Source organism: Paraburkholderia sp. EB58 (assembly GCF_050436665.1).
GTDB lineage: Bacteria > Pseudomonadota > Gammaproteobacteria > Burkholderiales > Burkholderiaceae > Paraburkholderia.
In genome coordinates, this window is sequence record NZ_JBNDMQ010000001.1 from 20,583 (window position 1) to 39,490 (window position 18,908).

The 18,908-nt window shown below is 60.5% G+C and carries 17 protein-coding genes and 1 pseudogene; 9 read left to right on the forward strand and 9 right to left on the reverse strand.

Annotated features, from left to right (window positions below; all coding sequences use genetic code 11):
• Positions 1-19: 19 nt before the first annotated feature.
• Both P3T40_RS00090 and P3T40_RS00095 read right to left on the reverse strand, forming a co-directional pair.
• Positions 20-1,273, reverse strand: coding sequence for a sugar MFS transporter (locus tag P3T40_RS00090; protein ID WP_429265647.1), 1,254 nt, complete (start codon positions 1,271-1,273; stop codon positions 20-22).
• Positions 1,270-2,220, reverse strand: coding sequence for an NAD(P)-dependent oxidoreductase (locus tag P3T40_RS00095; protein WP_429265648.1), 951 nt, complete (start codon positions 2,218-2,220; stop codon positions 1,270-1,272). The genes P3T40_RS00090 and P3T40_RS00095 overlap by 4 nt, the downstream gene beginning before the upstream one ends.
• Before the next feature lie 313 nt (positions 2,221-2,533).
• On the opposite strand from P3T40_RS00095, the gene P3T40_RS00100 reads away from it, so the two are divergent.
• Genes P3T40_RS00100 through P3T40_RS00110 form a run of 3 tightly spaced genes read left to right on the forward strand, consistent with a single transcriptional unit; the run spans position 2,534 to position 4,393 of the window.
• Positions 2,534-3,058, forward strand: coding sequence for a cupin domain-containing protein (locus P3T40_RS00100; RefSeq protein WP_429265649.1), 525 nt, complete (start codon positions 2,534-2,536; stop codon positions 3,056-3,058).
• A 46-nt stretch (positions 3,059-3,104) separates the two neighbouring features.
• Positions 3,105-4,022, forward strand: a complete 918-nt coding sequence (locus P3T40_RS00105; RefSeq protein WP_429265650.1) for a dioxygenase — start codon at positions 3,105-3,107, stop codon at positions 4,020-4,022.
• Between the two features lie 59 nt (positions 4,023-4,081).
• A complete protein-coding gene (locus P3T40_RS00110; protein WP_429265651.1) occupies positions 4,082-4,393 on the forward strand; it encodes a putative quinol monooxygenase in 312 nt (103 codons plus the stop codon).
• Positions 4,394-4,422: 29 nt separating this feature from the next.
• On the opposite strand, the gene P3T40_RS00115 is transcribed toward P3T40_RS00110, so the two are convergent.
• Positions 4,423-5,373: a LysR family transcriptional regulator gene (locus P3T40_RS00115; RefSeq protein WP_429265652.1), complete on the reverse strand. Its 951-nt coding sequence runs from the start codon at positions 5,371-5,373 to the stop codon at positions 4,423-4,425.
• A 49-nt stretch (positions 5,374-5,422) separates the two neighbouring features.
• Entirely contained in the window at positions 5,423-6,325 is a 903-nt protein-coding gene (locus tag P3T40_RS00120) for a LysR family transcriptional regulator (protein ID WP_429265653.1), read from the reverse strand.
• 102 nt (positions 6,326-6,427) lie between these two features.
• Between P3T40_RS00120 and mdlC the strand changes: the two genes are divergently transcribed.
• The 3 genes from mdlC to P3T40_RS00135 all read left to right on the forward strand — a co-directional run bounded on the left by mdlC (position 6,428) and on the right by P3T40_RS00135 (position 10,616).
• Positions 6,428-8,008 (forward strand): benzoylformate decarboxylase, encoded by a 1,581-nt coding sequence (mdlC, locus tag P3T40_RS00125; RefSeq protein ID WP_429265654.1) that lies wholly within the window; start codon positions 6,428-6,430, stop codon positions 8,006-8,008.
• A gap of 16 nt (positions 8,009-8,024) precedes the next feature.
• On the forward strand, positions 8,025-9,182 hold the full coding sequence (locus tag P3T40_RS00130; RefSeq protein ID WP_429265655.1) for an alpha-hydroxy-acid oxidizing protein: 1,158 nt from the start codon (positions 8,025-8,027) through the stop codon (positions 9,180-9,182).
• A gap of 294 nt (positions 9,183-9,476) precedes the next feature.
• A complete protein-coding gene (locus P3T40_RS00135; protein ID WP_429265656.1) occupies positions 9,477-10,616 on the forward strand; it encodes a LysR substrate-binding domain-containing protein in 1,140 nt (379 codons plus the stop codon).
• Here P3T40_RS00135 and P3T40_RS00140 read toward each other — a convergent pair.
• Positions 10,503-11,807, reverse strand: coding sequence for an Nramp family divalent metal transporter (locus P3T40_RS00140; protein WP_429265657.1), 1,305 nt, complete (start codon positions 11,805-11,807; stop codon positions 10,503-10,505). The two genes, P3T40_RS00135 and P3T40_RS00140, sit on opposite strands and share 114 nt — an antisense overlap.
• Positions 11,808-11,971: 164 nt before the next feature.
• Entirely contained in the window at positions 11,972-13,228 is a 1,257-nt protein-coding gene (locus P3T40_RS00145) for a cupin domain-containing protein (RefSeq protein ID WP_429265658.1), read from the reverse strand.
• Positions 13,229-13,548: 320 nt separating this feature from the next.
• On the opposite strand from P3T40_RS00145, the gene tatA reads away from it, so the two are divergent.
• Entirely contained in the window at positions 13,549-13,776 is a 228-nt protein-coding gene (tatA, locus tag P3T40_RS00150; RefSeq protein WP_429265659.1) for a Sec-independent protein translocase subunit TatA, read from the forward strand.
• Between the two features lie 44 nt (positions 13,777-13,820).
• Positions 13,821-14,420 carry a Sec-independent protein translocase protein TatB gene (gene tatB, locus P3T40_RS00155; RefSeq protein WP_429265660.1) on the forward strand — a complete coding sequence of 200 codons (600 nt, stop codon included), beginning with the start codon at positions 13,821-13,823 and terminating at the stop codon, positions 14,418-14,420.
• A 116-nt stretch (positions 14,421-14,536) separates the two neighbouring features.
• Here tatB and P3T40_RS00160 read toward each other — a convergent pair whose 3' ends face one another.
• Positions 14,537-16,870, reverse strand: a complete 2,334-nt coding sequence (locus P3T40_RS00160) for a cytochrome P450/oxidoreductase (protein ID WP_429265661.1) — start codon at positions 16,868-16,870, stop codon at positions 14,537-14,539.
• Between the two features lie 116 nt (positions 16,871-16,986).
• On the opposite strand from P3T40_RS00160, the gene P3T40_RS00165 reads away from it, so the two are divergent.
• Positions 16,987-17,826, forward strand: coding sequence for an IclR family transcriptional regulator (locus P3T40_RS00165; protein ID WP_429265662.1), 840 nt, complete (start codon positions 16,987-16,989; stop codon positions 17,824-17,826).
• Here the strand turns inward: P3T40_RS00165 and P3T40_RS00170 are convergent.
• Positions 17,807-18,505, reverse strand: a pseudogene (locus P3T40_RS00170) (LysR family substrate-binding domain-containing protein). The gene P3T40_RS00165 and the pseudogene P3T40_RS00170 sit on opposite strands and share 20 nt — an antisense overlap.
• 66 nt (positions 18,506-18,571) lie before the next feature.
• Entirely contained in the window at positions 18,572-18,898 is a 327-nt protein-coding gene (locus P3T40_RS00175; RefSeq protein ID WP_429266108.1) for a DUF4148 domain-containing protein, read from the reverse strand.
• Between the last annotated feature and the right edge of the window lie 10 nt (positions 18,899-18,908).

Here is an 18,908-nt window from a genome sequence, read left to right on the forward strand (position 1 = left end):
CGGCAACATCGATAACGGGTTACTGGGAAACCAGGGAGCTCTGCCGCCGGTTGAACATCGCAAAGCCGAAAACGATGGCGAAACAAACGGTGGGGACGAGGTAGGCGGCCGAGATGCCCACACGGTCGGCGATTGCGCCCATACAAAGCGGCGCCACGGCCCCACCGAACAGCGCCATCACCTGGAAAGACGCAGCCTGCCTGGTACGATGGCCCAGATCCTTAACCCCGAGAGCAAAGATCGTGGGAAACATGATCGACTCAAAGAAAAATACCACCATGAGCGCGATAACGGATACCGGACCAAGGCCTGCGACGACGACGAGGCACAGCACCAACGATACCAGCGCATAGACAGCGAGCAGGCTCCCTGGCTGGAAGCGATGCATAAAGCCGGTCGACAGAAATCTACCCGCCGTGAAAGCGATCATGCCACCCGACAACATGAAGGCGGCACTATGAACCGGAAGACCCGCCCAATGCTCCGTGGCGTAGTTGATGAAAAACGCAGCAATGCCGACTTGCGCAGAAAAATAGAAGAACTGGGCAAACACGCTGAAGATGAAGCGGCGTTGCTGCCGCAGCGGGGCCACATAGTGCAGAGGCTCAGTCAGCGTCGCGCTGTCTTCGATTTCCGGCAAATGTGCGCGCCAGAATGCGGCGGCCAGTAGCAACACGACGGCAGCAATCGCGACATAGGTCAGCCTCACTGAACCCATGCTGCTAACGAAAGTTGCGCCGTCGCGAAAGAAGAACAGTCCGCCTATGATGGGCCCTGCGAAGGAACCAAGACCCGTGAATGCCTGCGCGAGGTTGAGCCTGCGCGCACCACCCTCCGGCGCGCCAAGTACCGTGACATATGGATTCGCTGCAGTTTCCAGGCAGGCCGCGCCTGATGCGAGCACGAACAGCGCAAGCAGGAAGGGAGCAAACCGGTTATAGGCTGTGGCGGGTACGAACATCAGTGCGCCAATGGCGAATACGACCAGCCCAAGCAGGATGCCGCGCTTGTAGCCGTAACGGCTCACGTACGCGCCAGACGGAATCGCAACGAGGAAGTACGCGCCGAAATAGCAGGTCTGCAGCAGCGCCGACTCCATGCGGCTTACGCTGAGAGTCTGCTGAAAATGCTTATTAAGGACATCCAGGAGACCATAGGTCAAGCCCCACACAAAGAACAGACTGATCACCAGGGCGAGTGCAATTCCGTAGCGGTGCTGGAGAGTACCTGTTGAACTGACGGGACGATTGACCGTACTAGAGAGCGATGTCATGGCTGCACCTTCCTGGCGTCGAGTGTGAGACCTGCCGAGTGTTGTGCCGCCTTGATCAAGGCGGCGTAGTCGTCGTTTGCAGCGCCCAAAGCGACTGCGTGCTGCAGTGCCTGCGCGACGAGCGCAGTGAGTCGAAGCGGCACGTGCAGCGACTCGCCCGTCTCCAGGATAAGGCCCACATCCTTCTGCATCTGTTCGACCGTGAAGGTCGGCGTGAAATCATAGTCCTTCAGTTGCACCGCTTTGGATCGCACGACGGGCGAGGCGACGGCGCTGCCACATATCACGTCCCACATCGCTTGCCATTCAAGGCCGCCCCGCTGTCCAAGGGCCAGTGCTTCAGCAAGCGTCGCTGCCGTGCTCGCTACCATCAGGTTGATCACCAGTTTCATGACGCGCGACTCGTCGCCAGATCCAATGTAGAACTGCGATGGACCGAGTAACCTCAGCAACGGCAGCACCCGCTGGTAATCGTGTTCGGCACCCGATGCGATCGACGTCAGTTGAGCGTTCTCAATCATCTGCGGATTACCTGATACAGCGACTCGCAGATACGGAACACCTGCCGTTGAAAGCATCTGCGCTACGCGTCTACTTACTGCCAGCGACACGGTACTGGTGTCGACGTACAGTTGGCCGGGTTGCGCGTACTGTGACACCTGCTGCGCGACCGATTCGAAGGCTCGGTCATTGGGCAGCGAAGAGAGGACAATATCGGTGCTGCCGACGAGCGCTTCCACGCTCGCCTGCGTCACGAGGCCGGCTTGACGGGCGTCGGAGATTCGCGCGGGGGTCGCGTCGTATGCGCTGACACGGTGCCCGCCCCGTATGAAGTGTCTCGCCATGGGCAAACCCATCTTGCCGACACCAATCATGCCGACATCAAGGGCTATCTCTGGACAAGACGTGGGCGGCACGCCGGGAGGAATATCAAGGGGATGGTTCAAGGTGTCTCCTTATTGATCTGCACTCAACGTCAGGCGATAAGTCCGAAAGGCCAATCGCATCAACCGTGTTGCTTTGAGTTGATCTTATGAGTGCCGCCGTCATCGAGTCCAACAACAAATGGGTCTCGACGTCATGCTTTTTTGTTATCGGCGCGGGTCGACGATGGGCAAACGTGAGCGCCGGAAGTCCGATGCCGGAAAGTTATGAAGTCCGGAAAAAAATGGTGTTGGATTTCGCTTGCCGAGCCCCCTAGCATGGGTTGGCGGACAAACAATTCCGTTTGGAACACCGTCAGACCCAAAGGACATGGAAATGGATATCTCCCCGGAAGAAATGGAAGCCACCCGAATCGCCCGCTGGGGCAAGGTCGCGCCGTACGGCGAAACTTTTATCGAAAGCCGCTTGCCCGGCTTCAACAAGCGGCTCTATAAGCTCATCAACCGCGGCGTGCTCGAGAACAAGGGTGTCGAGCCGGCCATCAAGGGCGCGCACCGCTTTGGCGTGACGCTGATTGAAGTTCCGGTCGGCCAGGGCGCCAACCTGCACTCCCACAAGACCGAAGAGGTCTTCTTTCCGCTGAACGGCAAGATGATCGTCGTCTGGGGCGACCACGGCGAACACGAAGTCGAGCTCAATCAATGGGACTGCATCTCGATGCCCACCGGCGTAATGCGCGGCTTTCGCAACCCCAATGACCACGATCTCGTGATCTACTCGGTGGTGGGCGGCAAGGATGAGGAAGTCGGCCGCATCGAGTGGCACCCGGACGTGCTGAAGGCTGCCGAAGGCACCGGCCTCGCCTACGACGGCACCGGCTACCTGAAAACGGAAGTCTGAGTTTTACCAGGCGAAAGAAATTGACATGTCAGGAGGCGTAGTAAAAATGAAACTGGAAAACCCGTCGGACGGTTCCGGCCCCAGCGATCGGGAAGCCATTCCCGCCACACCGGAGGCGCTGCTCGCGGCCGTGCTCGGCTCGAATCAGCGTACCTCGGATCCCCGTCTGAAACAGATTCTTGATGCACTGCTACGCCACCTGCATGAGTTCGCCTCCGAGGTTCAGCTTAGTTATGCTGAACTCGAACGTGGCCTGGACTTCCTGGTCCGCATTGGTAAAGCGACCGGGCCGGAGAAACACGAAGGGATACTGCTCGCGGATATCCTCGGTCTCGCCACGCTCGTGGGATTGATCGACGCGAAGAAATCCCTGGCGGCGGGAGGCACCGAGCCGGCTTTGATAGGGCCGTTCTGGCGGGCAAACCAGCCCATCCGCCCGAATGGCGCGACGATTGCCAGCGCCAGCACGCCAGGCGCCGGGCTCTTCGTGGACGGCCAGGTTCTCTCGCTCGACGGCAAGCCAATCGCCAATGCGCGTGTGGAAACATGGCAAGCCTCGCCGGGTGGTCTCTACGAGAACCAGGACCCGGAGCAGGAAGAAATGAACCTGCGGGCGCGCTTCCAGACCGATGAAAACGGCCGCTTCTCGTTTCACAGCGTACGCCCGGCGGGCTACGCGGTTCCCGTCGACGGCCCGTGCGGCGAACTGCTGGCCTTGCAGCGGCGCGACATCATGCGTCCGGCTCACCTGCACTTCATTGTGATGGTGGAAGGATACAAGACGCTCGCCACGCAGATCTTCGATGCCGACGATCCCAACGCCTATCGCGACGTCGTTTTCGGCGCGGTCGGCTCGCTGCTGCAACGCTTCCAGCAGGACCCGGACGGCAGCTACAGGCTCAACCTGCAGTTACGTCTCGAGCCCGGCACGATGCGCATCCCCATGTGCCCGTTGCCCAACTAGGACGCGCCCTCAACGCCGCCGCTTTTACCGGCGGCGTTTTTTAATTGGAGAACTGACGATTGAACGCCTCGCCCGCCCCTGTTACGATCTTTGCTACCTTCACTCCCAACCAGGGCCATGAAGCCGAGGTCGAAGCGGTATTACAAGCAGTGATCGCGCCGACGCGCGCGGAAACCGGTTGCCTTCGCTTCGACCTCTACCGAAGCACCACCAGTCCGACTACTTTCCGGCTGTTTGAAATATTCGCGAATCCGGAAGCGATCGCGTATCACCGCACTACGGCGCATTATCAGAGATTCCGTCAAGCAATCGAGCCGCTCCTCAAGACGCCGCCGATCGCCACGACAGTCGAAGGCATCGACGTGGCCTAGCGGTTCCGTCGCAGCGCGGACCGAGCGAATCAGACGCCTTCTGGTTGGCTCGTCTGGCTCATCTCCGCCATCGACCACCATCCGTTCTCGATGAGCGTCTGAGCGGTTTCACAGATCAGCCTCATCAGCGTTAGCGTGGCGCGCGAAGGCGGCCGCTGCACCGCGCGAGCAAGAAATCGTTCAAGCACAAGGCCGCTGATGGGGACGGCCCGCAGTCTTCCGGCTTCAATCTCGTTGCGCATCGCTGAGGCGAAGTGCACCGTCCAGCCGATGCCTTCGCAAACGAGTTGTGCGGCAACGGTTGCGGACTCCACTTCCATGGTGTCGTCCAATACGACATTGGCTCTCGCCGCTGCGCGCTCGAGCGCCAGCCTCACGCCCGATTTTTGCAGCCCGGTCAGAATCAGCGGAACGTCCTTCAGGTCTTGAACGTCGAGCTCGGCGACGTCGAGACGTAGATCGTCAGCAGGACCGATGGCGCAGATCTTTTCCGACATCAACGGCTCTGCATGAATCAGCGAGCTGGCCGAGATCGGACCGCTAAGCACAGCGATGTCCAGTACCCCTTGCTCCAGTGACTCAGACAGGGACGGCGAAAAGCTTTCGCTTACCCGCAGTTTGATTTCAGGGTATTGGCTGCGTACCGCACGAGTCAGCGGCAGTACCAGAACGCTTGCGAGTGCCGGCGGCAAGCCAAGAGCAACCGGGCCACGCGCCGCCCCCTGCAAGTCGATAATGTCGACCTTGATCTGATCGGCGTAGCGCAGCAGAAAGGTCGCGCGGTCGAGCAGCAGTTCGCCCTCCACCGTTAGCGAGGCGCCTCGTGCGTGCCTCTCAACCAGCTGGATGCCAAGCTCCGACTCCAGCAACTGGATTTGCCGGCTGAGCGCAGGCTGCGCGATATGCAGAACCGCAGCTGCACGGCCGAAGTGCTGGTGCGCAGCCAGCACTTTAAAGTATCGCAGTTGCCGTAAATCCATCAAAGACCTCGATCTCTTCTTGAGCGCTCGCGGCGCATCGTGTTTGAACTCATGCCACGGTCAGAACGTCGGCAATCAGATTGCAAAACCAGTTCTGCGCTGCCGTATCCGCTGCCCGCTCCTGCCAGTACAGATTGACATCGAATGGCTTGATCGCCAGCGGCAGAGGCAAAACGCGAACCTGGCCTTCCTCAGCAAACGCCTGGGCAATACGCGTGGGAAGCGTGAGAACAAGGTCGCTGTTCGCGACCACTGCGGACAGATTCGTAATGTGCGGCACACGCAGCGTCACCTTGCGTGACAAACCCATTTCGGTCATCGCGTCATCCACGAGATTGTGACCCGAAGACAAAGCACCGACCACATGTCTCGCGCGAACGTACTCGTCAACCGATAGCGTCTTTTTGATGCGCGGATGCTTGAGACTGACCACACACGAGTAAGTCTCAACGAAAAGGCGGCGGCGCCGCGCCTGGCCGCCGATAAAGCGCAGATTGCCGATCGCGGCGTCGATGTACCCCGTGTTGAGCCAGTCGGCGGTTTTCTCCAGATCGAGTTGCACGACTTCGAGCTCGACGCCGGGTGCCACGCGTTGTAGTCGCCCGATGATTCGCGGCAGGAAATGAAGCTCCCCGAGATCGGACAGCGCAAGTCTGAAGCAGCGGTTCGATGTGGCCGCAACAAAGCTCTGCGTGGCCGCGATCGCGCCTTCAATGCGGTCGAGGGCCTGCCTGAATGTTTCGTACAGTTGACTTGCGTTGAACGTGGGCTCCATGCCGCCACGCGTGCGCGTGAAGAGCGAGTCGTGCAGCAGCGTGCGCAAGCGTGCCAATGCGTGACTGACCGACGGTTGCGTCAGATTCAATCTCTGGGCAGCCGCGCTTACGCTGCCCGTCTCGTAGATGGCGACGAAGGCCCGCACGAGGTTCAGATCGGTGGTGGTTGTACCCATCCGTTGATTATAGACACCATCTATTAGCAATGAAAAAGAATGGTGATTTGATCAATAGCATGGACACTCCTAGAATCGAGCCAACCCCTCAGGAAAACCCTTATGAAAACCGTTCACGACCTCTCATACGACCTGCTCCGCCGTCATGGCCTGACCACGATCTTCGGCAACCCGGGTTCAAACGAACTGCCGTTTCTCAAGAATTTCCCATCTGACTTCAAGTACATCCTCGGTCTGCATGAGGGCGTCGTTATGGGTATGGCAGACGGATTTGCGCAGGCCACCGGCACGGCCGCATTTGTGAATCTGCACTCAGCCGCCGGGACAGGCAACGCAATGGGCGCGCTCGCCAATGCCTGGAATTCGCACTCTCCGCTGGTCGTCACTGCGGGGCAGCAGGTGCGCTCGATGATGGGCATTGAGCCACTGCTCGCTAACGTGGAGGCTGCGAATCTGCCCAAGCCGCTCGTCAAATGGAGTTGTGAACCGGCCTGCGCAGAAGAGGTTCCGCTCGCCCTGGCACGAGCCATTCACACGGCAAGCGCGCCTGCGCCGGGCCCCGTGTATGTTTCGATTCCATACGATGACTGGGACAAGCCTGCACCTGAGACGGCCCGATATCTGATTGAACGGAACGTCCAGCACGCCGGTGTGCCGTCGACAGAACTCCTGCAGACGCTTGCCGCGAAATTGCAGCAAGCGAAGAACCCGGTACTGGTATTGGGTCCTGACGTCGACGCACAATGCGCAAACGAGGCGGCAGTCGAACTGGCTGAACGCCTACGCATGCCGGTATGGATGGCTCCCTCCGCCCCGCGCTGCTCATTTCCAACGACCCATGCGTGCTTCAGAGGCACGCTGCCTGCCGGAATCGCCAGCCTCTCGCGACTCCTCGAAGGACACGACCTGATCCTCGTGGTGGGTGCGCCTGTTTTCCGATATCACCAGTTTGAGCCCGGTGAGTTTCTGCCCGCCGGTGCCGAACTGATCTCCATCACGTGCGACGTGCTGGAAGCAACGCGCGCGCCGATGGGCGACGCCATCGTTGCGGATATTGCCTTGACGCTTAAGGCGCTCGTTGATCACGTCGAACCCTCAAGCCGTCCGATGCCGTCGGCCCCGTCCCGCCCCGAGGCCGCGCCGGAAGCGCCGGGGCGTCTCACGCCGGAACGCGTGTTTGACATCATCGATGAGGTCGCGCCGAGCGATGCCATTTACGTGAACGAATCCACCTCGACGACGAACATTCTCTGGCAGCGCTTACGCATGACGTCGCAGGGCAGCTATTACTTCGCTGCTGCAGGTGGCCTCGGTTTTGCGATGCCCGCGGCAGTCGGGGTTCAGCTTGCACGACCCGAGCGCCGGGTGATCGGCATCATCGGCGATGGTTCGGCTAACTATGGAATTACGGCTCTGTGGACCGCGGCGCAATACAACGTCCCGGCGATTTTCATCATCATGAAGAACGGGACTTACGGCGCGCTTCGCTGGTTCGCCGGCGTGCTCGACGCCGAAGAAGTACCCGGCCTTGACGTACCTGGCATCGACTTCTGCGCGCTCGCAAGCGGATACGGCATGAAAGCACACAACGTTCAATCCAGCACAGCGCTACGTGCTGCCCTGACCGAAGCGCTGAAGACAGCCCGCCCTGTACTCATCGAAGTGGAAACCCGGCTAGCGTAAGCCGAAGAGAAAAAGCATGAGCAAACCAGTCAATGTTGAGGACTACCGCGCACTTGCACGCAAACGCCTCCCGAAGATGGTCTTTGACTATCTTGAAGGAGGCGCCGAAGATGAAACCGGACTTGCGCATAATCGCGAAGCATTTCAGCGAGTGCGTCTGCGTTCTCGCCGGCTGGTTGATGTGAGCAGGCGCGATAGCAGCATCACCTTATTCGACAAGCGGATCTCCGCACCGCTCCTGATCGCGCCAACCGGATTGAACGGATCGTTCTGGCCGAAGGGCGATATTGCCCTCGCCCGGTCGGCGGCCCGCTTCGGCATCCCGTTCCTGTTGTCCACGGCGTCTAATTCATCAATCGAGGAGGTCGCGGAGCACGCGGACGGCGATCTGTGGTTCCAGCTCTACGTTGTCCATAGAAAGCTGGCCGAGCAGTTGGTCCGGCGCGCCATGGAGGCCGGGTACTCCACGCTGGTGCTGACGGTCGACGTCGCGGTCACCGGCAAACGCGAGCGCGACCTGCGAAATGGCTTCGCCATGCCGATGCACTACAGCTTGCGGACCCTGCTCGACGGTGTGACTCACCCGCGCTGGTCAATGAGCTATCTGCGGCACGGCATGCCGCAACTCGCCAACTTCATCAGTGCAGACGCGATTGACACCGAGCTACAGGCCGCGCTGATGAGCCGCCAGATGGACGCGACCTTTTCGTGGGACGATCTGAAGTGGCTACGCCAGCTCTGGCCGCGCAAGCTTCTCGTCAAGGGGCTTTCACGCTGGGACGATGCGCAACGCTGCATCGCTGCGGGCGCCGACGGAGTCATTTTCTCGAACCACGGTGGCCGTCAGCTCGACGGCGCTGTCGCGCCATTCGAACTGTTGTGCAGTTCGGAGAATCGGACACACCGCCCGGTCCTCATTGACAGCGGCATACGGCGCGGCTCGGACGTGGTCAAAGCCCTCGCCGCGGGAGCGAGCGCAGTGCTGCTCGGCAGGGCCACGCTCTATGGTCTTGCCGCGGCCGGCGAAAACGGTGTGGATGACGTACTTGCCATCATGAAAGACGAGATCGACCGCACGCTTGCGCAACTCGGTTGTCCGAGCGTCGAAGGTTTGTCGCGGGAGTATCTTGCTCGTCCTGACGTTTCCTCGCTTTGCCGGAACACCGCAGCGTGAGCTTGCCGAATAACGTTTGAGCGGCGCCCTGCTGCATTGCACGATTCGGAAAGCGGATCAGGGAAATTACCTACAAGGAAACGCTAAGAACATTTAAAGAAATCGTTGTGGACGCATCTATCTCCAGACCGCCCGCGCCGCGGCCCTGGCGGGGATCTGCACAGCCATCTGTTCGGGGAGAATGGGCTTCTGGCGCCTGTCGCGCGGGAATGCGGCGTTTTGTCACAAGGGCTACACTATGTAAAAGTCCCGCTTTGCCAAAGCATCTGTACTCCCCGAAGGAATGACGGTTAGATGAGAAACATAACAATTCGCCAACTAAAAATTTTCGAAAGCGTTGCGCGTAATTTGAGTTTTTCCCGAGCGGCTGAAGACCTGCACCTGACCCAGCCTGCAGTATCGATGCAAATCAAGCAGATGGAAGACCACGCTGGCTTGCCGCTATTCACCCAGGCGGGCAAGCGGATCGCCTTGACCGAGGCAGGCAAGGTCATGCTGCGTCATAGCATGGTGATTCTTGCGGATCTGAAAGCTGCCGAACTGTCGATTAACAACCTCAAGGCCGGCGGCGCCCAGCGCCTGCGGGTCGGGCTGGTGACATCGGGCAGCTATTTCTTTCCGCACCTGATCGGTGCATTCCTGCATGGCAAGAACGACGTCGAACTCGACATGACGGTGCGTAGTCGCGACCAGCTCATCGCGCTGCTGAGAAGCGACCAGATCGATCTCGCCGTGATGGTTCACGCGCCCGATGATCCGGCCATCGTCGCCGAGGCGTTCGCACCGAATCCCTTCGTGCTCGTCGCCGCTCCGACGCATCCGCTTGCCTACGAACGGAACATCCCGTATGTGCGGATCGCGCACGAATGCCTGATCGTCAGGGAGAGCGGTACAGACACCCGTAGCGCCGCCAATTCAACGTTCGGCAACCACGAGTCGACGCCGCGATTCATGGAGATCGGCTGCGCCGAAGCGATCAAACAGTCGGTCATGGCAGGCATGGGCATCAGCTTTCTCTCGGCGCAGGCGGTTCAGTTCGAAGTACGGGCCGGCCTGCTTAAGGTACTCGACGTGCAGGGCTTTCCGCTTAAACGCCATTGGTGCGTGGTCCACCGTGCGGACCGGCATTTGCCGCCCGCGGCCCTCGACTTCCGGCAGTTCCTTCTCACTGAAGGCGACGCGCGGCTCGAACAGTTCACGGGGATCGACAAGGTGCATACAGGCATGGATCTTCTACCTCCTGATGACACAGCTCGAGAGACACGCGCGATTGCAGCTCCTCGCGCCCGCCACGAAGTCGCGCTTCGTACCCGCGCCCTCTTACGAGACGACGGATTGCCAGATGAGCATCACGTTCAGAGCCAGAATCACGCCGGTGGCGACGATAGCGGTGCCGATCAGCTTGCGGCCCGCCGTAAAACCGCCCATCACTGAACGACGCGACGACAGCACGACCAGTGCGACGAGCGGGACCGGCAGAATGATGCTCAGGACGATCTGACTGTCGATCATTGCGTTCATGGGATTGCATGTCATACAGACGATGACGGCTGGCACCATTGTGATGAGGCGTCGCACGAGTACCGGCGTCTTGAAGCCGACAAAGCCCTGCATGATGTTCTGCCCGGCCATCGTTCCTACCACGGAACTGGAGATGCCCGACGCCAGCAGCGAGACCAGGAACAGCGCGGCCGCACCGGTACCCAGAACAGGCGTAAGCGTGTGATAAGCCACGGCGATGTCCGAGATGCCTGGGGCCTTCTTGCTGAATACTGAAGCGGACATCGTTACCATCGCCAGATTGACGAGGCCGGCGAAGCCCAATGCAATCACCACTTCGCGGTTCGAAAACCGCACCAGCTTGCGGCGCTGATAATCATTGCGCGCCGGCGCACGGTTTTGCGTCAGACCCGAGTGCAGGTAAATGGTGTGCGGCATGATGGTGGCGCCGACGATACCCACCGCGAGCATCAGTGCATCGTTGCCGTGCAGATGCGGCACGAAGGTATGAAAGATTGCGGCGTGCCAGTCCGGCGGCGCGATGACGAGCTCGCACAGATAGCTCAGGCCGATGACGGCAATCAGCGCAGCGATGACGATTTCGAGCGGACGGAAGCCTTTTTTGTCGAGCGACAGGATACCGATCGTGACGACGCCTGTGATCAGCAGACCCCAGCCCATCGCCAGATGGAACAGCAGCGAAATGCCCATCGCCGCGCCCATGAACTCGGCGAGATCGGTTGCCATGGCGGCAATTTCCGAGCCGATCCACATTCCCATCACTAGCGGACGCGGAAACTGGTCGCGGCACAATTCCGCGAGACTGCGGCCGGTGACGATCCCGACCTTGGCGGACATTGCCTGAAACAGCATTGCCACGAGGCTCGACAGCAGCACTACCCAAAGCAGCTCGTACCCGTAGGTCGAGCCGGCCTGGATGTTGGTCGCAAAGTTGCCCGGATCCATATAGCCAACCGAGGCGATCACCGCGGGCCCTGCGAACGGCAGCAGCGCACGCACGCCCCGGCGGTTGTTGTCGAGCGTATCGCGCATCGCCGTTACCGTGTCGGCGGTCGCTTCCCCAGAAAGAGCGTAGCTGGCGGTTCGTTTAATTGCCATCAACATGATGAGCGCCTCTTTACAGTGCTACGTGGTGTCGGGATGGACTGACTGCTTCTACCCCGCCACCGGAGCGGGACAGCATCGAATCCGGGTGAGGCGCCGCGGGCCCGCGGTTCGCATCGAACCAGCGGCCCCACGACGCCACGGTTGCTGCGGGACTGCGGTGCTTACGCAAGCACGTCGCGACGCTGCTTCAGGTTGTGGATCGCGTCGAGGGTTTCGTCGTCGACCCGCAAATGCTCCCTGAGCAGTTGACGCGGCACATTGGCCAGCCACTGCGACAGGGTTACTTCCGAGAAGTGGTCCGACTTGAAAATCTCGAGGAACACGAGGTCGTCCTTACCGGTGTTCTTGATGTAGTGACCGAGGTTTTTCTCGACGTAGCCCACATCGCCCGGGTTGAAGTCCACCGTCTGCGCCGCCGGGCCTGTGTTGAACACCGTCATGCGGCCGGTTCCCTTGATGAAGTACTGCCATTCATCGTTATCCGGGTGCCAGTGCAACTCGCGCAGACCACCCGGCTTCACCGTCACAAGCGCCGCTGCTACGGTCTTCGAAACCGGGAAGTTGCGGCTGTCAACGATCCGCACTTCGCCGCCCGCGCTCGAGATGGTCGGCGCCATCGAGCCCATGCGGAAAATGAACGGATGATCCGGACGGCCTGCCGGCGATGCGCAGTACTCCTGATCTGCAGCCAGAGGACCGGCCTTCGCACCCTGGTAAATCCACAATTGTTCGAGCGGGATTTCCTTGAATTTTTCGGCTGGTACGCCGAAGTTCTGGGCCAGGATGTCCGGCGGCGTATGTGCGAGCCAGTCCGATACCATCAGCGTGTTGAATTCGCCGGCCGCGCCGTTATCGAAAGCCAGCACGAATTCACCGCCGTTGTCGCCCAGCCCTTGCAGCGAGTGCGGCAGGCCCGGCGGGAAGTACCAGATGTCGCCGGACTGCACATCGGCGACTTCAGCGCGACCCTTGGTGTCGATGGTCGTGATACGAACCTCGCCGCTGACCATGATGGCCCACTCCGCTTGCTGGTGCCAGTGCAGTTCGCGCACGCCACCCGGTCCGAGACGCATATTCACGCCCGCGATATCCTTCGATACCGGGAACGCCTTCGTCGTTACTTCACGCGCCCAGCCACCCGCCTGAATGCGCTTATGCGCTTCATTGAAGGATGCCCACGGAATCGGCATGCCGCCGACGTCGGTCGGCGGCGGGTTGTTGAACGAGGGCAAGACGTCGCGCAGTTGCGGATTCTGCGGACCGGGCTCGGAAATCGCGGCGGGCGTCGAGTTAATGGCGCCTTGCAAGGGACTGTCGGGGTTGCCGAATTCAGCGGCCTTGGCGACAGCCGATGCACCAAGCGCTACCGCACCAGCAGCCGCCCCGGCCAGTACACTGCGACGAGTCAAATCAGTCATGCTTGCTTCTCCTAACTATTTTTTGATCAATTCCCGGAAGTCAGGGTCGACGCCTGTCCGACACGGGCTATAGGGAGGGATCCGCTGTTTCCTTTGCTGCAGTGAGCCGCCGCTCAAGGTGGATGGCTCACTGCAGCAGCAGGACAACGTCCTCGCCGTGCCGCAAATATTAAGAATGGGAGGCAAGAATGACCAATCAGGATTTCTTCGCGAAACCATCAACACCTCTGATACATCAGCTGCGCGAATCCCGTTACGATCTGCGCACGACCTGAGTGAGGTTGTTGGGTGATGTCCAACCATAAGAAAGGAGTGTGATCATGGGTAGCCTTAGCATTACGCATTGGCTGATCGTTCTGGCGATCGTCTCGCTTGTCTTCGGCACAAAAAAGATCCGGAATCTCGGCTCGGATCTCGGCGGCGCGATCAAGGGTTTCAAGGAAGGCATGCAGGACGCTGAACCGGTGGCCGTGCAGGCCGCCGCAAAGCCGATGTCCGCGAACGGGTCGATCGAGGCCGCGGGCCGTCCGGTCGCCGAGCAGCAATGACGTGCATGTGATTGATTGCACACCAACCCGGAGATACGGTTGCCATGCTTGACTTCGACGTTTCCAAAATGGCCGTGATCGGCGTGGTCGCGCTGGTGGTGCTCGGTCCCGAAAGACTGCCACGGGTCGCGCGCACGGCCGGCACGCTGCTGGGGCGCGCGCAGCGTTACCTCAGCAGCGTTCAGACGGAGGTAGACCGGCAGATCCAGCTTGACGAACTGCGCAAGCTGAAAAGCAGTATTGAGCAGGCGGCGGCCGATGTGCAGGGCTCGGTCCAGCGTACGGCCAGCCAGCACGCCGGTGAACTGCAGGCCGGCGTCGATTCTGCGGCAGCAACGCTGAGAGAGGCGATGCCTGTGGCCTACCTGCCGTCCATCCACGAAGGCGCGGGCGATCTGCAGGTGGAGTTGTTCAAGGCTCGACCCGCGCAGATTCTTGAGCCGGTACAGACTGGCGCCGCGATGCGCTCGCATGGCGGCGATGTATCAGCGTCTTTTATCGGCTCGGCACCAGCCGGTCAGCGAGCGCGGTCGAAATTGCGCAGTGCGGCGTCCGTTAATCGGCGTGGCGCCATCAAGCGCAGCCGTATTGTCTCCACGGCCGCCAGCAAGGCACTCGGGCGGGACTTCGGCCGCCTCGCATAAGAGGTCCCGGCGAGGCATGCAGGATTGCGGGTCGAGGCTCTACTTCGCCGGTGCCGGCCGTTTGAAGAAACACTATGATCAAAATCCGTGCCGCCTATGCAAGCAGGCGGCACGTGTCACAGTTCCAGCACGAGCTTTGTGCCTTTTGCACGCGAACAGCAGGTCATCATCCGTGTATTCGATTGGCGCTCTCCTTTGGTCAGAACTACGTCGCGATGATCGACCTCACCCGCAAGCACCCGTACCTCGCACGAGCCGCAAAGCCCTTCCTCGCAATCGCTCTGCACGTCGACGTTCGCCTTGCGCAGTACAGCAAGCAGCGTTTGATCGGCAGGCACCGTCACCACCAGCCCCGAATCCTTCAGTTCGACTTCGAAGGCGTGTTCCTTGTCCGGGTCCAGGGTTCCGATTGTCGATTCAAAATGCTCGACTCTCAGTGCATCGTCGGGCCAACCGGCCGACGCATGCTGCAGCTCTTCGAGCATGCGCGCAGGTCCGCATGCATAGATCTGGGCCGCCTCGTCGATCTGCAGTGCGCTGAAATCGTTACGCGTACCTTCGTCGGACACATACACCCGCATACGCTCGCCATGCAGTGCCGCGAGTTCATCGAGCAGTGCCATCGACGTACGCGTGCGTCCGCTGAAATGCAATTCGTAATCGAGGTTGAGCGTCTTCGCACGCCGGGCCATGGCGCTGATCGGCGTGATGCCGATGCCGCCCGCGATCAGGATGACCTTTTTCGCTGTTTCATCGAGCCGGAAGTGATTGCGCGGCCCACGCATGCGCACCGATGCGCCAGCCTTGATGTTGTTATGGACCCACTCGGAGCCGCCCCGCCCTTGCGGCTCCCGCAGCACCGCAATCTCGAAGGAGCCTGCATCGTCCGGATCGCCGCATAGTGAGTACTGCCGCGAGATGCCAGTCGTGCCGCATTCGACATCGATATGGGAACCCGGCGTCCATCGTGGAAGCGGCCGGCCGTCAGGTGAGCCGAGCTTGACGCGAACGATGTCCGCACCCGCCCAGGTCACCGATGTGACGACAACGGGCCGGCTGATCGCATGCGCAGACGGCTCGCCGATACGCACAGCGGCTCGCGCTTGCAACGCCGATGGATCGGTGCGCTCGGGATTGAGAGTCGGGTCCCATTCGACCAGCACATGCTCTGGACCACGAAACGACGTATTGGGTACGTAGGTGAAGCGCTGCTCGGCAAGACGCATGTGCGGCAAGCGACGCGTCAATTCTTCGAGGAAAATCTGCATCTCCATGCGCGCGAGATTCTTGCCCATGCACTGGTGCGAACCATAGCCAAACGTCAGTTGATCGCTTGCGTTCTCGCGGCGAATGTCGAAAAGATCCGCGTCGGCGAATTGACGTTCGTCATGATTCGCGGACGACGTCACGATCAGCAACTTCGATCCCGCAGGAATATCAATACCGCCGACAGTGACGTCCCGGGTCGCAAGACGCCGCCATGCAGCGACCGAACCGTTATGCCGCAGGCACTCCTCGACGGCATTGGGAATCAGGCTCGGATCTTCGCAGATTTCACGCCAGGTCTGCGGATGCTGAAGCAACAGCTTCATCGCGTTTGCAGTGGCATTTGCGGTGGTCTCGTGCGCCGCCACGATCCCGGCCATCATCATGGAATGCAGATACGAATCGGTGACGACCTCGGGCAGTTCTTTCTGCTTGCGAATGCCGTATTGCATCCAGCCTGGACCATCCGGGTTCTGACGCATCTTGTCCAGTACCTTGCCCGCGTATTGCCAGAACTTGCCCACCGCATGCGCGACTTCGACCTGCTCTTCGGGCTTCGGTCGTCCCCACGTATTGACCGTGTGCGCAATCGAGTACTTGCGCAAGGTGTCCATGTCTTCCTCCGGCACCCCAAGGAAATGCAGCGCAACGGTGAGCGGAACCTCCCACAGCATCTGATCGACCAGGTCCGCTTTGCCGTCGTCAATGAAGCGGCTGACATATTCACGTGCAAGACGGCGCACCATAGGCTCGTGGTGCACGAGCGCCTCCGGCGTAAACGGGTCCATCAGCGCGCGACGGCGCGGCATGTGCGCCGGTTCATCCTCGTTCACGAGCGTCCGGTTCATCGCATACCCGTATGACGCCAGCACCTCGTTCGCCTCGGGTCCGGTTGGCGTGATCTTCTCGAGGGCGATCGACGGGCTAAAGGTCAGGTTGTCGCGAAAGATTGCCTTGATGTCCTCATAGCGCGTCACGACCCAGTAGCCGAGTTTCGGACTGTAAAAGACCGGCTCCTGTTCGCGTGCCCAGCGCACGTATTCCGGCGGATCCTGCTGATAGCCGTCTTCGAAAGGATCGAATTCAGCGGCATGGTGGCTGACCGGGCAACCCGCCGGCATGCTGCCCGCGCTTTCGTGGAAGGGGCACGCCGAGGCGCGATCCGGGTTACTGACGTCGCTCATCCATGTCTCCAGGCTGCAATTCATTTGCGTAACTATAGTACGCTATGCGTAATTCACTACCAGGGTAAACGTGTTGGCGCTGCCGGACGTCGTCAGCCGCCCGCTAGAATGGACGCATGAAAAAAGCTCAAGTACTTGAAACGATGGGGGAAGCGCTCGCCGCACCCGAACGCGAGCGTCGACAGCGCGTGCAGTCCGCATCGACGGCGATGGTTGTGCTGAAGGGTCTTGCGGCGATCGGCGGACGCGCTTCGCTGACCGCGCTGGCATCGCATATCGGCGAAAGCCCGGCCAAGGTTCATCGCTATCTCGTGAGCCTGATGGAAGAGTCGCTCGTGGCGCAGGAATCAGGCACCCAGCAATACGTGCTGGGAACGGAGTGTCTTGCCATCGGCCTAGCCGCGATGCGGCTCGCCGACCCAATCCGGCTTGCCGAAGCGTCATTGGTACGTCTGCGAGAAAGCCTTGAAGTCACCTGCTTTATTGCCGTGATGGGCAATCGCGGGCCGACGATCGTGCGCTTCGAGGAACCGGGCTTACCGGTCACGGTGAACGTGCGAGCCGGATCGGTCATGTCTTTGTTGTGGTCAGCAACAGGCAGGGTTTTTCTGGGGCTGCTTGACGAATCACGTGTACGGGAAATGGCGGAAGAAGAGTTGTTGCATTCGCCTGCGGACCTTCTTGCGCAACTCGACCGCGACGATCCCATCGGCCAGTTAAGGCGCGACGTTCAAGCGCTCCAGTGTGCGAGCGTCAAGGACACCAACCTGAAAGGAATCAGCGCCGTCGCCGCACCGCTGTTCGATTTCAACGGCCGGCTATGCGCGACGCTCACGGCACTGGGCGCGACCGGTGGATTCGATTCGTCAATCGACGGTTCGATCGCCACAGCCGTTCGTCAAGAAGCGCAGGCTATTAGCGCACGGCTCGGGTATGTCACGGGATCGCAGGGCTAACGATGTCCTGGCGAAGACCCAAGGCCAGTTCCACAAACTGCATGGCCCGGGCGTTGGCGTCGAGATAGCGATGCGCGATGTACAGCGTGGTAATGGTGTCCGTCTCGTCCAGATGTCTGAACACGACACCCGGCACCGCAATGGTCTGCAATGTCGCGGGCACGAGCGCAATGCCAAGCCCCGTGGCGGTCAGCCCAATCAGCGTAGAAGCCTGCTGCGCTTCCTGCACGACCTGAGGTTCGAAGCCGCGCTTGGTACACAAGGCGGCCGTCTGTTCGTACACCGCCACCCCCGCCAGCCGCGGATAGGCGATGAACGGCTAATCGCGCAGATCCTTCAGCTTGATCGACGGAACATTGGCGAGGCGATGCCCCGCATGCATCGCAAGTAATAAGGGCTCCTCCATTAACGGCGTGAACACGACATCCACAGGTAGCGCGCTTTCGGGCAAGCGCAGCAAGCCGACGTCTATCTCACGCTGCTCGATCGCCTCGATCTGCAGGGACGACGTGCCTCGCGCGGCGCAGCGCCGGTGTTCCTTGGTGGAGGTGCGGCTCCGGTGTTTGCCAATGGTATCTATGTCGGCTCGGGGCAATCGTCGACCGCGGTGCGGGTCGGAATTCGTACGTTGTTCTAGTCCCGGCTCGCAGCAGTGGAGTTGCCGCGGGCGCTTGTGCATGTCGGCACAACTGCCCTGTTACAGCGGGCGCATCCGTACAGTACAACGCGCCCGCCCTTAGGGATATTACTGACTGGCGCCTTGACCGATCCCCGCCTTCTTCTGTGCGTTCTGCAAATCTTGCGGATAGTTCGGATCGTTCTGCGACGGGTGATAACCCGCGTCTTCCAGTTTCTTCAACTCGGCGTTTTTCTTCGCCCGAGCCTGCTTGCGTGCGGCCTTGCGCTCGGCCTTCGTCGTCTTTGCCGGCGCGGAGGCCTGGGTAGCGGCATCGGCGGTGCCGCTCGCGGAAGCGCCTCCGCTGCTTTGAGCAAAAGCGGGCGCGGTCGATCCGATCATGAGCGCAGCCGATGCGAGGAGGACAGCCATTTTCTTCGAAGGCGAGAAGATCATTATTTTCTCC

Excerpts from the sequence above, each read along its gene's own strand:
- P3T40_RS00090 (WP_429265647.1), bottom strand. The coding sequence starts at position 1,273 with ATGACATCGCTCTCTAGTACGGTCAATCGTCCCGTCAGTTCAACAGGT.
- P3T40_RS00100 (WP_429265649.1), top strand. The coding sequence starts at position 2,534 with ATGGATATCTCCCCGGAAGAAATGGAAGCCACCCGAATCGCCCGCTGG.
- P3T40_RS00105 (WP_429265650.1), top strand. The coding sequence starts at position 3,105 with ATGAAACTGGAAAACCCGTCGGACGGTTCCGGCCCCAGCGATCGGGAA.
- P3T40_RS00115 (WP_429265652.1), bottom strand. The coding sequence starts at position 5,373 with ATGGATTTACGGCAACTGCGATACTTTAAAGTGCTGGCTGCGCACCAG.
- P3T40_RS00120 (WP_429265653.1), bottom strand. The coding sequence starts at position 6,325 with ATGGGTACAACCACCACCGATCTGAACCTCGTGCGGGCCTTCGTCGCC.
- mdlC (WP_429265654.1), top strand. The coding sequence starts at position 6,428 with ATGAAAACCGTTCACGACCTCTCATACGACCTGCTCCGCCGTCATGGC.
- P3T40_RS00130 (WP_429265655.1), top strand. The coding sequence starts at position 8,025 with ATGAGCAAACCAGTCAATGTTGAGGACTACCGCGCACTTGCACGCAAA.
- P3T40_RS00135 (WP_429265656.1), top strand. The coding sequence starts at position 9,477 with ATGAGAAACATAACAATTCGCCAACTAAAAATTTTCGAAAGCGTTGCG.
- P3T40_RS00140 (WP_429265657.1), bottom strand. The coding sequence starts at position 11,807 with ATGTTGATGGCAATTAAACGAACCGCCAGCTACGCTCTTTCTGGGGAA.
- P3T40_RS00145 (WP_429265658.1), bottom strand. The coding sequence starts at position 13,228 with ATGACTGATTTGACTCGTCGCAGTGTACTGGCCGGGGCGGCTGCTGGT.
- tatA (WP_429265659.1), top strand. The coding sequence starts at position 13,549 with ATGGGTAGCCTTAGCATTACGCATTGGCTGATCGTTCTGGCGATCGTC.
- tatB (WP_429265660.1), top strand. The coding sequence starts at position 13,821 with ATGCTTGACTTCGACGTTTCCAAAATGGCCGTGATCGGCGTGGTCGCG.
- P3T40_RS00160 (WP_429265661.1), bottom strand. The coding sequence starts at position 16,870 with ATGAGCGACGTCAGTAACCCGGATCGCGCCTCGGCGTGCCCCTTCCAC.
- P3T40_RS00165 (WP_429265662.1), top strand. The coding sequence starts at position 16,987 with ATGAAAAAAGCTCAAGTACTTGAAACGATGGGGGAAGCGCTCGCCGCA.
- P3T40_RS00175 (WP_429266108.1), bottom strand. The coding sequence starts at position 18,898 with ATGATCTTCTCGCCTTCGAAGAAAATGGCTGTCCTCCTCGCATCGGCT.